Origin of the sequence: Arthrobacter sp. NPDC058097 (assembly GCF_042884885.1) — a bacterium.
In the GTDB taxonomy this organism is placed as follows: Bacteria; Actinomycetota; Actinomycetes; order Actinomycetales; family Micrococcaceae; genus Arthrobacter.
Window position 1 is genome coordinate 23,228 of the sequence record NZ_JBHVSZ010000020.1, and the last position, 13,675, is coordinate 36,902.

Below are 13,675 nucleotides of genomic sequence, written 5' to 3' on the forward strand. Positions count from 1 at the left end.
TCCTGCGGGATGGCTTCGTTGACGGCGGTCATCAGGCGTTCACCGACTGGGGGGTGCTTTTGGTGATCTCATCAGCCAGCTCGCGCTCGCGCTTGCCCCAGGTTTCCCGGGTGGAGATGGCTGCCCAGAGGCCGATCAGGGCGTAGGTGCCGAACAGCAGGGCCGGGCCGATCCAGCCGAAGCTGACGAACAGCAGGGTGGTGATGAAGGGGGTGAAGCCGGAGACCATGGCGGAGATCTGGTAGGCCAGCGAGGCGCCGGAAGCACGGGTCTTGGCCTGGAAGAGCTCGGGGAACCATGCGCCCTGGGCGCCGGCGAGGGAGTTCTGGCAGACCGCGTAGGAGATCACGATCGTGGCGATGATGAAGACGAACATGCCGGTGTTGACCAGCAGGAACATCGGAATGGCAAATAGCACGGCGAACGCGGTGGACCAGATGTACAGCGGGCGGCGGCCGATCTTGTCGGTGAGGGCTCCCCAGGCCTGGGTGGCGAAAATGCCGATGGCGGACGCGATGCAGAGGGCAATCAGGGTCTGGGACTTGTCGGCCAGGTGCTGGCTGTTGATGTAGGAAATCATGTAGGTGATGGACACGGCGTAGCCGGCGGTCTCGGCGATGCGGAGGCCGATGCCCTTCACGATGTTGCGCCAGTCGGTCTTGATGACCTCCACGATGGGGGACTTGACGATGTCGCCGTGGTCCTTGACCTCGTCAAAGACGGGGGACTCGGGAACCTTGGAGCGGATGATCAGGCCGACAACCACCAGCACAATGCTGGCCAGGAACGGGATGCGCCAGGCGAGTTCGCCGCCCAGCTGGACGCTGAACAGGAAGGTGAGGTTGGCCAGCAACAGGCCTACCGGGAAGCCGGCCTGGACAATGCCGGTGTACTTGCCCTTGGTCTTCCAGGGTGCGTGCTCGTAGCTCATGAGGATCGCTCCGCCCCATTCCGCGCCGAAGGCCAGGCCCTGGACGATGCGGACGAACACGAGCAACGCCGGGGCGAGCAGTCCAACTGCGGCGTAGGTGGGGAGCAGGCCGATGGCGAAGGTGGCCAGGCCCATCAGGATGAGGGAGGCCACCAGAACGGGCTTGCGGCCCACCTTGTCGCCGAGGTGGCCGCCGATGATGCCGCCCAGCGGACGTGCCGCGAAGCCGACGCCGAGGGTGGCAAAGGAGGCCAGCGTCCCGGTGACGGGATCGCTTCCCGGGAAAAAGGCGGTTCCGAAGTACAGGGCGGCAGCGGTACCGAAGCCGATGAAGTCGTAGGTCTCGATCACGGCGCCGACGCCCGAGCCAATGGCAACACGCTTGGCGTCCTTGGTTCCGTGGACCGGACCGCGCATGGTCAGAGCATCTTTGCTCATGGTGGTTCCCTTTCGAAGAGCGGCTGAAGAAGCTCCAGCGCTGTCGACTGTTAACAAGATGCGTCCAGTGTGACCCACGTCATGGCTGACTGTCAACAGTCGCCGTCAGGAGTTGACTGTTAACAGTCGACGCGGTTAGTGTGGTGTCCATCACTACAGCCTGCCGGGCACAACCAGAGGATCAATGACGATGTTCCATTCCCGACTCGGGTGCTCATCAATCAGCTTCCGCCACCAGGATCTGCCAACAGCCCTGCGAACCATCGCAGGGCTGGGTTTCGCCGAGATCGACCTTGGCGCACTCCCCGGCGTCTGCGACCACGTTCCGTATGAACTCGACGCGGACGCCGTCGCCGCCGTGGCCAGCGATGTGGCCGCTTCCGGTCTCCGGGTGCGCTCCGTCAACGGGGATATCGGCGACCTTAATGCAGTGCTCGACGCCGGCCGGCAGGCTGGGCGGGACAGGCACCTTGATGCCCTGCTCACCCTTACCGCCAAGACCGGAGCCAAGGCTCTGGTCCTGCCCTGCGGTGCGCTGAGCCACGAGCCGGTCCGCAGCCTCGAGGAGGACCTGGACACCGTCGCATCGCAGCTCATCCGGGCGGCGGAGCGCGCCGCCGGGTTCGGCGTCGAACTCTGGACCGAATCGCTTCACTTCCTGCGGTTCTGCTGGAACCTGGAACGCGCCGAACTGCTGGCACAGCGGTTGGCGGGCTCCGGCGTCGGAATTGTCATGGACTTCAGCCACATCGTCGCCGCCGGCGAGGACCCGCTGGAGTACCTGGCCCGCCACGAAGGCCTGATAGCGCACGTGCACCTGCGCGATGCCGTGCCCGGGAACATCAACCTCAGCATCGGCAACGGCCAGGCGGATTTCGCGGCCGGGCTGCGCGGGCTGGCCAAACAGGGCTACACCGGGCACTTCAGCCTGGAACTGGAGACCCGCGACATCACCCACGACGAACGCCCGGCGGCCGCCGCCAAGGCAGCCAGCTTCATCACCGACCTCATCTGATCAACCCCAATAAACCCACTTAGGAGCCATCATGACCGCCATCCAGCGCACCGCCGTCCTCACCGGAGCCACCTCGGAACGGGGCATCGGCATCACCACCGCCCGCCGCTACGCCAGCCAGGGCTGGGGCGTGGTGATCCTTGACCTCGACGGCGAGAAGTCCGCGAAGGTCGCCACCGAAATCGGCAACGAATTCAATGTCCCGGCGTTCGGCTACGAGATCGACGTTGCCAACGAGGAGTCCGTCAACGCCGCGTACAAGGCAGTGTCGGCCGAGGTCAGGAACGGCTCCCTTCCCGCCGTCGGTGCCCTGGCCAACATAGCCGGCATCACCTCGCCGGTGCCCTTCCTGGAAACCACCCTCGACCTCTGGAACAAGGTCATGGCCGTGAACTCCACCGGCACCTACCTCGTCACGAAGGCCTTCCTGCCGGACATGATCGACAACGGCTGGGGCCGCATCGTCAACATGTCCTCCGTTTCCGCGCAGCGCGGCGGCGGCGTCTTCGGCAAGGTCCCCTACTCCGCTGCCAAGGCCGCCATCCTGGGCTTTACCAAGGCCCTGGCCCGCGAACTCGGCGACTCCGGCGTGACCGTCAACGCCATCACCCCGGGCGCCGTGGACACCAACATCCGCGTCGGCAGCACCGATGAGCAGGAAGCGGCCATTAACGCCGGCATCCCGCTTGGCCGCAACGCCACCACCGAAGAAGTTGCCGCCGTCATCACCTTCCTGTCCTCCGAGGAATCCGCCTACCTGACCGGCACCACGATCGACATCAACGGCGGAAGCCACATGCACTAGGGCGCCCCACAGCGCCGAACACCCCGCCCAGCAAACCCCGCCGCCGCAGAAAGAGCCAGCCATGACCAGAATCTTCAACAATCCAGCGGAATTCGCCGAGGAAGCGCTTGCCGGCTTCTGCGATCTTCACTCCGGACTGGTCCGCCAGGTTCCCGGCGGTGCCGTGCGCCGCCACCGCCCTGCGGCACCGAAGGTGGCGGTCCTCGCAGGCGGCGGCTCGGGCCACTACCCGGCCTTCGCAGGGCTCATCGGTCCCGGCTTTGCCGACGGCGCGGTGGTGGGAAACATCTTCACGTCACCCTCCGCCCAGCAGGCCTACGCCGTGGCCAAGGCAGCGGACAGCGGCGCCGGTGTGGTGTTCACGTACGGCAACTACGCCGGCGACGTGATGAACTTCGGCATGGCCAGCGAGCGGCTTGCCGCCGAGGGCATCGCCGTCGAAAACGTCCTGGTGACGGACGACGTCGCCAGCGCCCCGCCGTCGGAAGCGTCCAAGCGGCGCGGCATCGCCGGGGACTTCACGGTCTTCAAGGTCATGGGGGCCGCCGCCGAAGCCGGCGCGGACCTGGCCGAAGTTGTCCGACTGGGCCGCAAGGCCAACAGCCTCACCAGGACCATCGGCAGCGCGTTTGCCGGCTGCACCTTCCCGGGTGCCGACGCGCCGCTGTTCTCGCTGGGCGAGGGGCAGATGGGGCTGGGCCTCGGGATTCACGGCGAGCCCGGCCTCTTCGACACCGGCCTGCCGCCGGCCGCGGACCTGGGCCGCGAACTGGTGACCCGTGTGCTGGCCGAAACGCCGGACGGGGCGGGCCAGCGCATTGCGGTCATCCTCAACGGCCTGGGCTCCACCAAGCACGAGGAGCTGTTCGTTCTGTGGGGGACCGTGGCGCCGCTGCTCCGCGACGCCGGCTACACCCTGGTGCTGCCGGAGGTGGGCGAGCTGGTCACCAGCCTCGACATGGCCGGGGTGTCCCTCACCGTCACGTGGCTGGACGATGAACTGGAGCCGCTCTGGGCGGCGCCGGCGGAAACCCCGGCGTACCGCCGCGGCAACACTGCGGCGCAGGCCGGCAGCGACCTCGTCGCCGAGGCGTCCGACGGCGACAGCACCGCAGTTGAGTTCACCGCCACCGCTTCCTCCCGTGAGTACGCGACCGCGTGCGTCGCCGGCCTGGAAGCGGCTCGCGATCTTCTGCACACGGAAGAGCCGCGGCTGGGCGACACGGATGCCCTTGCCGGCGACGGCGACCACGGCCGCGGCATGGTCAGGGGCGTTGATGCAGCCGTGGCCGCCGCAGCCGACGCCCTCGCCCAGGGCGCCGGCGCGGGCGACGTTCTGGCCGCCGCCGGGGATGCCTGGGCGGACCGGGCCGGAGGAACATCGGGCGTCCTCTGGGGAGCGGGCCTGCGGGCCCTCGGCGAGTCGCTCGGAAACAGCCAGGCGCCGGAACCGGCGGATCTCTCGGCCGCCGTGACGGCGTTCGCCAGCCGCATCACGGACCTCGGCAAGGCCGATGTGGGGGATAAAACCATGGTGGACGCGCTCCTGCCGTTCGCCGAGACCCTGGCCCGCCTCACGGAGGAAGGTGCAGCGGCCGGGGAGGCCTGGCAGGAAGCCGCCGCCGCTGCAATGTCCGCCGCTGCAGCCACCGCCGCGCTCCGCCCCCTCAAGGGCCGCGCCCGGCCGCTCGCGGAAAAGAGCCTGGGCACGGCCGATCCGGGTGCCACATCGCTCGCCATGATCTTCACCGTGCTTGGCATCCACCTGGCCGGTCACGCCGTCCCTCCCGCCGCACTGGCCGCCGCAGGACAGGCCCGTGCCGAAGCGGTGGCCACGGTGTGACCGCCGCAGCAGCTGCTCCCGCGCTGCGGATCATCGTGGGCGCCGACGAGGCCGGTGTCGACTACAAGAACCGCGTCCTGGAGGACCTCCGCGCAGGCTCGCGCGGGAATGGGTGGGCTATACCTTCGACCCGGAGTCGGCGTCGGCAGGCAAGCTGAACGTGCTCAGCGACTACGAAGAGTGCTGAGGTACCGCTGACAGCTAATCGACGATGACCCGCACCCGCTGCACCGTGTTGTTGCCCATGCCCTGGTAGTTCCAGTGCTGCTCCAGCGGCTGCACGGCGCCGGTCGCGTCGGTGGCCCGGCACGCCAGTTCGTGGTGGCCGGGGTCCGCCACCCAGGGCAGGCTCCAGCCGCGCCACGCGAAGGCGCCGGACGGCTTGTCCAGCTGCGCCGGAACCCACTTGCCGTCGATGCCGACCTCCACCTTCGTCACGGGGCCCTCACCGGACCACGCCCGGCCCTGCAGCATGACGGGCCCGCGGGGCAGGTACCGGCGGCGGGTGAAAAAGTCCGGGATACCCGGCGGAACCATCAGGGACCGCACCCTGATCCGCGAAACCGGGGTGCCGGCGTCGTCCGCGTTGTGCTGGTAGCGGTAGGCAACCGACTGCTGGAAGCCCTGGAACGGCGTCGCGACCACCTGGATTGACTGCAGCCACTTCACGCTTGCCATGCCGTACCAGCCGGGGACCACCAGGCGCAGCGGATAGCCGTGCTGCGGCGGCAGTTCGCTGCCGTTCATCTTGTAGGCAAGGACGACGTCGGCCCTTGAGGCTTCCGCAATCGGCAGGCTCCGGGCGTACTGCTGCCGGATGCCGCCCTGGATCCCGGCATCAAGGCCGGTGAACACCACCTCGACGGCCTCGGGCTCGACGCCGGCCTGGGCCAGCAGGTACGCCAGCGGAACGCCGGTCCATACTGCCGTCCCCACACCCTCAGTAGTCCAGGGCTGGCTGAGCGGCCGCGGCCGGAGCAGCGACCGCCCGTTGCCGGCACATTCCATGGTCACCTGGACGCTGATGGCCGGATCCCGCTTCAGCGCCGCGAGGCTCAGTTCCACGGCCCGCTCCACGGCGCCGCCAATCCGCAGGTGCCAGGCACCGCTGACCTGCGGAATGTCGAAGTGCGTCAGCACGTAATGCAGCCCGGGCGGAGTCACGTCCTCGCGCAGCGCCTCGAGCGGCATCGAGTGGTTCCGCACGGCGAGCTGCAGCTCTTCCCTCGTGAGGGGGCCGTGCGTGGGTTCACCGGAATGTGCTGTGAGACCGGTGTGGGGTGCGGGGCGGGCGGACGGTCGGCGTCGGTAGATCAGCTTGGACATGGCCTGGCGATTCTGCTCGGTGCTTCGGTTTCTGTGCCGCCGCGGTGCAGCGGCTGATAGGCGTGCTCCTCCTCACAGGTTTACGCCGCGCGCATATGGCCGTCAACCGCCCGGCACCGGGCCCCTACAGCTGCGGCAGCTTCACAAGTTCCTCGAGTGCCATCGGGTCCTGGCCGGTGAGGCCGTGCACGTCCGACGTCGCCCCGGCCAGTTCGCCGGCGGCGATCGCCGTGTAGGTGCTGACCCAGGCCTCGACCTGCCACGCGGGTGCGCCGTAGGAAGCGCGGGAGGCAAACGCCTCCTCCACGGTTTCGTGGTGGTACGTGATGGTCCTGCCCGTGGCGCGTGTGAGCACCTCGGCCGCGTGCGCCAGCGAAATGTCCTCCGGTCCGGTCAGGTCGTAGGTTGCCCCGGCATGGACGGCGGGATCACGAAGCACGGCCACCGCAGAGCGGGCAATGTCCTCCCGCGCGACGGCGGCCATCACGCCGTCGCCGGCCGGACCCCGGATGACACCGTCCTCTCCGGCCAGCATGGGAAGGAAATCCAGGTAGAAGTTGTCCCGCAGGAACGTGAAGCCCATGCCGGACGCCCTGATCCGCTCTTCAGTGGCGTAGTGGTCGCGGCCCAGGGTGAAGGTGCAGTCCGGCGCCGCACCGAAGAAGGACGTGTACACAATGTGCTGCACGCCGGCCTCCGCGGCGGCGTCCACGAAGGCGTAATGCTGCTGCAGCCTGTTCTCCGCCTCCGCCGCAGACACCATGAACAGGACCTTGACCCCTTCCAGGGCCTGGCGGGACAGCACGGGGTCGCCGTAGCTCACCAGTGCCGCCGGGGCGTCCAACAGGCGCGGCGCCCGCCGCGGGTCCCGCACCAGCAGGCGCTGGGAAAACCCGGCGTCGGACAGCTGGCGGGCCACCATCCCGCCCAGGACCCCGGTTGAACCGGTGACCGCAAGGTCTGGAAGATCCGTCACGGCTGCTCCTAGGCCTCGCGGGATGCGGGGGACTTCGTCTGGGCCGGGTCCCGCTCGGCGAGCGAGCCGACGGCGGCGTCGATCTTCTTCAGGACGTCCGGGTCAAGGCGCACACCGGCGGCCGCGGCGCTGTCGGCCACCTGTTCCGGCCGGGAGGCGCCCACGATGGCCGAAGCGACGTTCGGGTTCTGCAGCACCCAGGCCACCGCCAGCTGGGGCATGGTCAGCCCGGCTTCGTCGGCGACCGGGCGCAGCTCCTGCACGGCGGCCAGGACATCGTCCCGCATCCAGCGCTCGATCATCTTCGCGCCGCCCTTGTCGTCGGTGGCGCGGCTGCCCTCCGGCAGCGGCTGGCCCGGCAGGTACTTGCCGCTCAGCACGCCCTGCGCCATGGGGGACCAGACGATCTGGGAGACGCCCAGCTCCTCCGACGCCGGAACCACTTCCTCCTCGATGACCCGCCACAGCATGGAGTACTGCGGCTGGTTGGAGATCAGCTGGAAACCCAGTTCCTTGGCCAGGGCGTGGCCGTTGCGGAGCTGCTCGGCAGTCCACTCGCTGACCCCGATGTACAGGGCCTTGCCCTGCCGGACGACGTCCGCGAACGCCTGCACCGTCTCCTCGAGCGGCGTTTCAAAGTCGTAGCGGTGCGCCTGGTACAGGTCCACGTAGTCCGTCTGCAGCCGGCTGAGGGACCCGTCGATGGATTCCATGATGTGTTTGCGGGACAGCCCGACGTCGTTCTTGCCCTTGGGGCCGGTGGGACCGAAGACCTTCGTGAAGATCTCGATGGACTGCCGGCGTTCGCCCTTGAGTGCTTCGCCCAGGACGCTTTCCGCCGCGGTGTTGGCGTAGACGTCCGCCGTGTCGAATGTGCTGATGCCGGCGTCCAGGGCCGCCCGCACGCACTGGGTGGCGACGTCGTTTTCCACCTGGGACCCGTGCGTGAGCCAGTTGCCGAACGTGATTTCCGAAATCTTGAAGCCGCTGTTTCCGAGGTATCTGAATTCCATGGGCTTCACGCTAGCGGAGATGGTTGCTCAGGGTAAGGGCGGCATCAGGCGCCACGTGCCTGGAACCAGTGCGCTCAGGCGCGCGTACGGGCGTCCGGGTGCTGCGCAAGCGACGTCATGGAACCGGTGTCCAGGACGGTGACATGTCCGGCAACGGCAGGTTTCCGCGCAGGACGTGGCGGCTGGGCGGACAACGCTAAAGCGGACCGGACCGTTTCGCCTTTGCTGGCGGCCCCCTTGCCGGAGGCGCTGGTGCTGGGAGTGCCCGCGCTGGAGGAGCCCGCGCTGGACGGTTCGGCCGGCGCGGTGTCGTTGCGCAGGGCCGACTCCACGAGCGGCGCAACCTCGGTCACGCTGGCCGCGGCAACGTCGGGCGGCGGCAGGTCCCGGACGGTGACCCTGACTTCCGGTGCTGCGGCCCGGGCTCGCGCCACAGCACGGGCATCGGCGGCAGCCACGGCGTCGGCCCAGTCCTTGGCGAGGACGGGCGGTACCGGCCGGGCGGCCGTGACCAGCGGATGATGCACGACGGCGTTGCGGAGCGCGTCCTGGAGGCCGGCGCGGGTCCGCAGCCTCTTCCAGTCGATCGGTGCACGGGGTTCGCGGACCGGCCGGGGCGCCTTGGCGGCCTTTTTCGCCTTGGATTTTGCCGGCACCACATCTGCGTCCGCGGGAAGCGGGCTTCCATCGGCAGCGAGCCGCACGATCTCGATGGTCTCGTTCTTGGGGAGGCGGCCGAACAGTGCCATCACGATCAGCGCCACGAGGCGTCCCAGCCCCGCGATCACCAGCGTGAGCATGACGCTGATGCACAGGCCGATGAACATCAGGAAGGCAACACCCAAAGTGCCAAAAAAGGTCAGGTTCAGTGCAATCGTTGTCGGATCTTCCACTTCACCCTCCTTGCCATCGGCGCCCGGCCCGTCACCCAGCGATCGAGCCCGGTGGTCACGCCGGAAAAACAGCCCCTAACCACCATACGGACTAATTACTGCCGGCATGCCCTCATGACAAGTGCCGGCAACTGTTGTTTCAAAGCTGTTATAGGACCCGGCTTTTTTCACGGCGCCGATAGGCTGGTCGTGCAAGCGGCCACCACGTTCCAAAGGATGCCATGACCGAGCCAAAACCCCTTTCCGGCAACTGCCCGTGCCTGTCCGGGGAGCAGTACGCGGACTGCTGCGGCCGGTTCCATAGCGGAACGGCCGAGGCAGCCACCGCAGAACAGCTGATGCGCTCCCGCTACTCCGCCTTCGTCCTGCTGGATGCCGGATACCTCCTCAAAACGTGGCATTCCAGCACCCGGCCCGCGGAGCTGGAGTTCGATCCCGGCCTGGAATGGCGGCGGCTGGACATTGTCTCCGCCGGGCGCGGCGGCCCGCTCGACACCGAAGGCGTCGTGGAGTTCAAGGCGCACTTCCGCCAGGACGGCGAGCGAGGCGTCCACCACGAAACCAGCCGCTTCCTCAGGGAGGATCGGCGCTGGTTCTACGTGGACGCCGTCGCGCTTTACCGGTAGCGGCAGGTTCCTGGTTCAGTGCTCCTCATAGTCCGCCGTGGGGGTGAATCCGGCGCGGTCCACCTTGCGGTGGAAGTGCATGCCGGCCATGCCGCCAAGGACTGCACCGACCAGCGCCACCAGGGCGACCACTACGGCGGCAATGATGCCCGTGGTGGTGACCTGGCCTTCGTTGACCGGAATCCGCGGGAAGCTGTTCAGCTGCGCCAAGATGTTGAATTGCTCGCCGGCGATCATGCCGAGTACAGCCACGAGCACAGCGGCGATCAGGGCCCAGATCCAGACCATGAACCCCTGCTTCGCGCCATTGAACCGGGCCATCCTGCCGGCGACGTAGCCGCCGCTGTAATAGGAAGCGAAGAGGATGACCAGCAGGATGATGATGCCGGCGATCCCAACAGTCTGGTTAGAGGCGGCGCGGCCCACGGCGGCGTTCACGTCGGTGTTGGTGGCAAGTCCCACGGCAGTCCCGGCCGCAGCGACCAGGGCGGTCAGCAGCACAGCCATGCCCGTGGCGGCCAGCCAGCCAAAGAACGCCGAGCCGATCTTGATGCCGCCGAACGCCTCCCTTTCGCGGGCCGCGGCCATCTCCCGGGTGGCGAAGGCCGGATCGTCGGGCCGTGGCGTGTCCGGGCGGCCGTCAGGTTCATTGTCGGGTGTGTAGTCGCGCTCGGCGTACGGCGCGTCTGCGTCCGCGGTGTGGAGGGCCCGGGTGTGCGTGTCCGTCGAAGCGCCCGTGCCGGTGAGGCCGGAGCGGTCCGAGCGCCGGGTCTGGGTGGCATCGTAGACAGGAGTGGCTTCCGTAGGGGCGTCTGCCGCGCTGTGCTCCGGTCGACGGAGATCCGGCCGATTGAGATCGGGCCTGCTGGTTTCGGACGGAACTGATTCAGAGGAATTGCGCCGGGGGCGTCTGTCCCCGGAGCCGGTTGGGCTGCTCATCAGCGACTCGCTTTCATTGAACGGACCCGGACTCAGGGGCCTAAGCCGGGCAACGCAATGCCGAGGCCAAGGCACTGGCCTCAATTTCTAGCTAACTCCGTTCAATGGGCATTAGCAAGGATGCTTAGTATTTTGGTGTGGCGCGTCTTCCCTTGTCAGAGGCAGTCTGGGAGGTCAAAGAGGATCAGCGGTAGGCGCGGTGCAGGTTCTCCTTGTTCGACTCGCGGGCGGATGCATCGGCGATCCACGGGCCGGTCCCCTCGGACTGGTCCAGCACGCCGGCCTCAAGCCATGTGTAGTCGCCGGCGAGCACTTTGCGCGCGATGTCCCGGTCGCCGTCGTCGGTGTTGCGCCACAGCTGGTCGAAGTATTCGTCCACCCGGACGCGCGCCTGCTCGCAGAAGGCGTCCGCCAGTTCAAAGGCGGTGGCGCCCCGTTCGGGTGCGGTTCGCAGCAGCATCTCGGCGCGGGAGCAGCTGGCCGCCATGGCGAACAGCTCGGCCCCAATGTCCACGATCCGGCCCAGGAATGCCTGCTTGTGCTCAAGGCGGGCCTGCCAGCGGCCCATGCCGTAGAAGGTCTGGCGGGCGAGCCGGCGCGAGGACCGCTCCACGAAGCGGAGGTGCTTGGCCAGCCGGCCGAAATCACTGTAGGAGCGCGGATCCATGCCGGCGCCCGCCACCAGCTTGGGCAGCCACTTTGCGTAGAAACCGGAAGCGCCGACGGCGGCCCGCGCCTTGTCCGAAAGGCTCGCCTCCGCGGAGGCCAGGTCCCCGGCGGCGGCGAGGTGCGCATCCACGGCCTCGCGGGCGATCAGCAAACGCATGATCTCGGACGAACCCTCGAAGATGCGGTTGATCCGCAGGTCACGCAGCTGCTGCTCGGCGGGGACGGCCCGCTCGCCGCGGGCCTCGAGGGACTCGGCTGTCTCGAAGCCGCGGCCGCCGCGGATCTGCACGAGTTCGTCCGCGATCCGGTAGCTGATCTCGGTGGACCACAGTTTGGCCAGTGCCGCCTCAATGCGGACGTCCTTCTGCCCGGCGTCGGCCATCTCCGCGGACAGCTCGAACACGGCGTCAAGGGCGAACGCCGTGGCGGCGATGAACGCGATTTTCTTGCCCACTGCCTCGTGTTTGCCCACCGGTCGGCCCCACTGGGTGCGGGCATTGGACCACTCCCGGGCGATCTTGAGGCTCCAGCGGCCCGTCGCCACGCACAGCGCGGGCAGCGACAGCCGGCCGGTGTTCAGCGTGGTGAGCGCAATCTTCAGGCCCTGGCCTTCGCGGCCCAGCCGGTTGGCGGCCGGCACCCGGACCTGGTGGAACCGGGTCACGCCGTTCTCGATGCCGCGCAGGCCCATGAAGGTGTTGCGGTTCTCCACCGTGATTCCCGGCGAGTCCATCTCCACGACGAACGCTGTAATGCCGCCCTTGTGGACGGCGCCGTCCGCGTCGGTGTGCTGCGGCACCACGGCCATCACCACCACGAGCTCGGCGATCACGCCGTTGGTGGTCCAAAGTTTGACGCCGTCCAGAACGTACGATTCGCCGTCGGCAGTGGGAACGGCGGTGCTTCCCATCCGGGCGGGGTCGCTGCCGACGTCGGGCTCGGTCAGCAGGAATGCGGTGACCGACCCCTCCGCGCAGCGCGGCAGGTACCTGCGTTTCTGCTCGGGGGTGCCGAACACTTTGACCGGTTCCGGCACGCCGATGGACTGGTGGGCGGAAAGCAGGGCGCCCAGGCTCGGGTGCACGGATCCCAGCAGGGCCAGCGCCCGGCCGTAGTACACCAGGGACAGCCCAAGGCCGCCGTACTCCTGCGGGATCTTCATGCCGAACACGCCGAGCCCGGCCAGGCCGCGCAGGTACTCGTCGGGAATTTTGGCGTCGCGTTCGATCGTCCGTCCGGACATGGTGCGGCAGAACTCCGTCAGCCGCGCCATGAAGGCCTCGCCGCGTTCCACGTCATCGGGTTTGGCGGCGGGCCAGGGATGGAAGAGGCCCAGATCAAAGCTGCCGAGATACAGGCCCTTGGCAAAGCTGGGCCTGGCCCACTCGGTTTCGCGTGCTGCCTCGGCGATGGCGCGGGCGTCCTCGGCAGACGCGCCCGCGCCGATCTTCTCGGGAGCAACAGGTGTTTCGGACGCTGGGCTGTCCACAGGCGGAACGGCGCCTATGCCGTCGGCAGCCGTGGCGGTAGCTGTTGTGTCTGTTGACGTGCTGTCAGGTGCCGGGCGTTCTTTCGCCTGGCTGTCAGTGGCGGAGCTCACGGGGCATCTCCTCTAACCGGATGACCGGCTCAAAGCCCTGGGTCCGCCGCGGGTGGAGAACCCTTCAGCTGTCCCTCAATGCTACCCGCGGGTAGGTTCCGGTGCTAGGGGAAGGCTGCCCCTGAAACTCCGCGGGAAACTCGACTGCAGAGGCGTGGTGCACCAGCCTGTCCCAGGCGTGGTTGATCGCGTGGACCGTCCTGAGCAGCGCCGCGGCAACGACCAGCCAGGCCAGCCTTCCCACGCCCACCAGGACCAGCGCGGCAAAGGCCGCCACTGCCACGAACAGGACAAGGGCCAAGGCGAACACCAACGTACCGATGAACACCAGGGTGCCTGTCTCCACTGCACTCAAGTCGAACTGCATGCTTCCCCCTGCGCCGTTGCTGCGGATGGATCAGTAGCTCGAGACTAGGGCCAGGAGTGAAGCTTCCTCCAGCCTCTCGGCCATGCTGTGGCCGCCTTGATACGGGATCGAGACAATACTCTCCCGTAGGTCACGGAGTGATTGCGGAAACCTCATGTGTCACACCCGTAACGTTTCGTGTCAGGCAACCCGTGCCGGCTGCGGTCCGCTCCGGTCTCACGCGGGACCGCCGCG

Annotated in this window: 12 protein-coding genes and 1 pseudogene; 5 read left to right on the plus strand and 8 right to left on the minus strand. The window is 67.9% G+C overall.

The window, feature by feature from the left end:
* Positions 1-31: 31 nt before the first annotated feature.
* On the minus strand, positions 32-1,369 hold the full coding sequence (locus tag ACFVTE_RS23415) for an MFS transporter (RefSeq protein ID WP_387104901.1): 1,338 nt from the start codon (positions 1,367-1,369) through the stop codon (positions 32-34).
* Positions 1,370-1,559: 190 nt separating this feature from the next.
* Between ACFVTE_RS23415 and ACFVTE_RS23420 the strand changes: the two genes are divergently transcribed.
* The 4 genes and pseudogenes from ACFVTE_RS23420 to ACFVTE_RS23435 form a co-directional block, all read left to right on the plus strand.
* Positions 1,560-2,384 carry a sugar phosphate isomerase/epimerase family protein gene (locus ACFVTE_RS23420; RefSeq protein ID WP_387104969.1) on the plus strand — a complete coding sequence of 275 codons (825 nt, stop codon included), beginning with the start codon at positions 1,560-1,562 and terminating at the stop codon, positions 2,382-2,384.
* A 31-nt stretch (positions 2,385-2,415) separates the two neighbouring features.
* Positions 2,416-3,189 (plus strand): SDR family NAD(P)-dependent oxidoreductase, encoded by a 774-nt coding sequence (locus ACFVTE_RS23425; protein WP_387104904.1) that lies wholly within the window; start codon positions 2,416-2,418, stop codon positions 3,187-3,189.
* A 61-nt stretch (positions 3,190-3,250) separates the two neighbouring features.
* On the plus strand, positions 3,251-5,032 hold the full coding sequence (locus tag ACFVTE_RS23430; protein ID WP_387104907.1) for a dihydroxyacetone kinase family protein: 1,782 nt from the start codon (positions 3,251-3,253) through the stop codon (positions 5,030-5,032).
* Between the two features lie 91 nt (positions 5,033-5,123).
* Positions 5,124-5,219, plus strand: a pseudogene (locus ACFVTE_RS23435) (D-erythrulose-4-phosphate isomerase 1); the annotation flags it as partial.
* 14 nt (positions 5,220-5,233) lie between these two features.
* Here ACFVTE_RS23435 and ACFVTE_RS23440 read toward each other — a convergent pair.
* The 4 genes from ACFVTE_RS23440 to ACFVTE_RS23455 form a co-directional block, all read right to left on the minus strand.
* Positions 5,234-6,358: a sulfite oxidase gene (locus ACFVTE_RS23440; RefSeq protein ID WP_387104908.1), complete on the minus strand. Its 1,125-nt coding sequence runs from the start codon at positions 6,356-6,358 to the stop codon at positions 5,234-5,236.
* Positions 6,359-6,482: 124 nt separating this feature from the next.
* Complete coding sequence (locus tag ACFVTE_RS23445; protein WP_387104910.1) at positions 6,483-7,334, minus strand: SDR family oxidoreductase; 852 nt, start codon at positions 7,332-7,334, stop codon at positions 6,483-6,485.
* Positions 7,335-7,342: 8 nt separating this feature from the next.
* Entirely contained in the window at positions 7,343-8,347 is a 1,005-nt protein-coding gene (locus tag ACFVTE_RS23450; RefSeq protein ID WP_387104912.1) for an aldo/keto reductase family protein, read from the minus strand.
* Positions 8,348-8,421: 74 nt separating this feature from the next.
* Entirely contained in the window at positions 8,422-9,240 is an 819-nt protein-coding gene (locus ACFVTE_RS23455) for a hypothetical protein (RefSeq protein WP_387104915.1), read from the minus strand.
* Between the two features lie 221 nt (positions 9,241-9,461).
* On the opposite strand from ACFVTE_RS23455, the gene ACFVTE_RS23460 reads away from it, so the two are divergent.
* Complete coding sequence (locus ACFVTE_RS23460; protein WP_387104918.1) at positions 9,462-9,866, plus strand: YchJ family protein; 405 nt, start codon at positions 9,462-9,464, stop codon at positions 9,864-9,866.
* Between the two features lie 15 nt (positions 9,867-9,881).
* On the opposite strand, the gene ACFVTE_RS23465 is transcribed toward ACFVTE_RS23460, so the two are convergent.
* The 3 genes from ACFVTE_RS23465 to ACFVTE_RS23475 form a co-directional block, all read right to left on the minus strand.
* A complete protein-coding gene (locus ACFVTE_RS23465) occupies positions 9,882-10,805 on the minus strand; it encodes a YrzE family protein (RefSeq protein WP_387104920.1) in 924 nt (307 codons plus the stop codon).
* Between the two features lie 184 nt (positions 10,806-10,989).
* On the minus strand, positions 10,990-13,074 hold the full coding sequence (locus tag ACFVTE_RS23470; protein WP_387104923.1) for an acyl-CoA dehydrogenase family protein: 2,085 nt from the start codon (positions 13,072-13,074) through the stop codon (positions 10,990-10,992).
* A gap of 64 nt (positions 13,075-13,138) precedes the next feature.
* A complete protein-coding gene (locus ACFVTE_RS23475; RefSeq protein ID WP_387104925.1) occupies positions 13,139-13,441 on the minus strand; it encodes a hypothetical protein in 303 nt (100 codons plus the stop codon).
* Positions 13,442-13,675 lie beyond the last annotated feature (234 nt).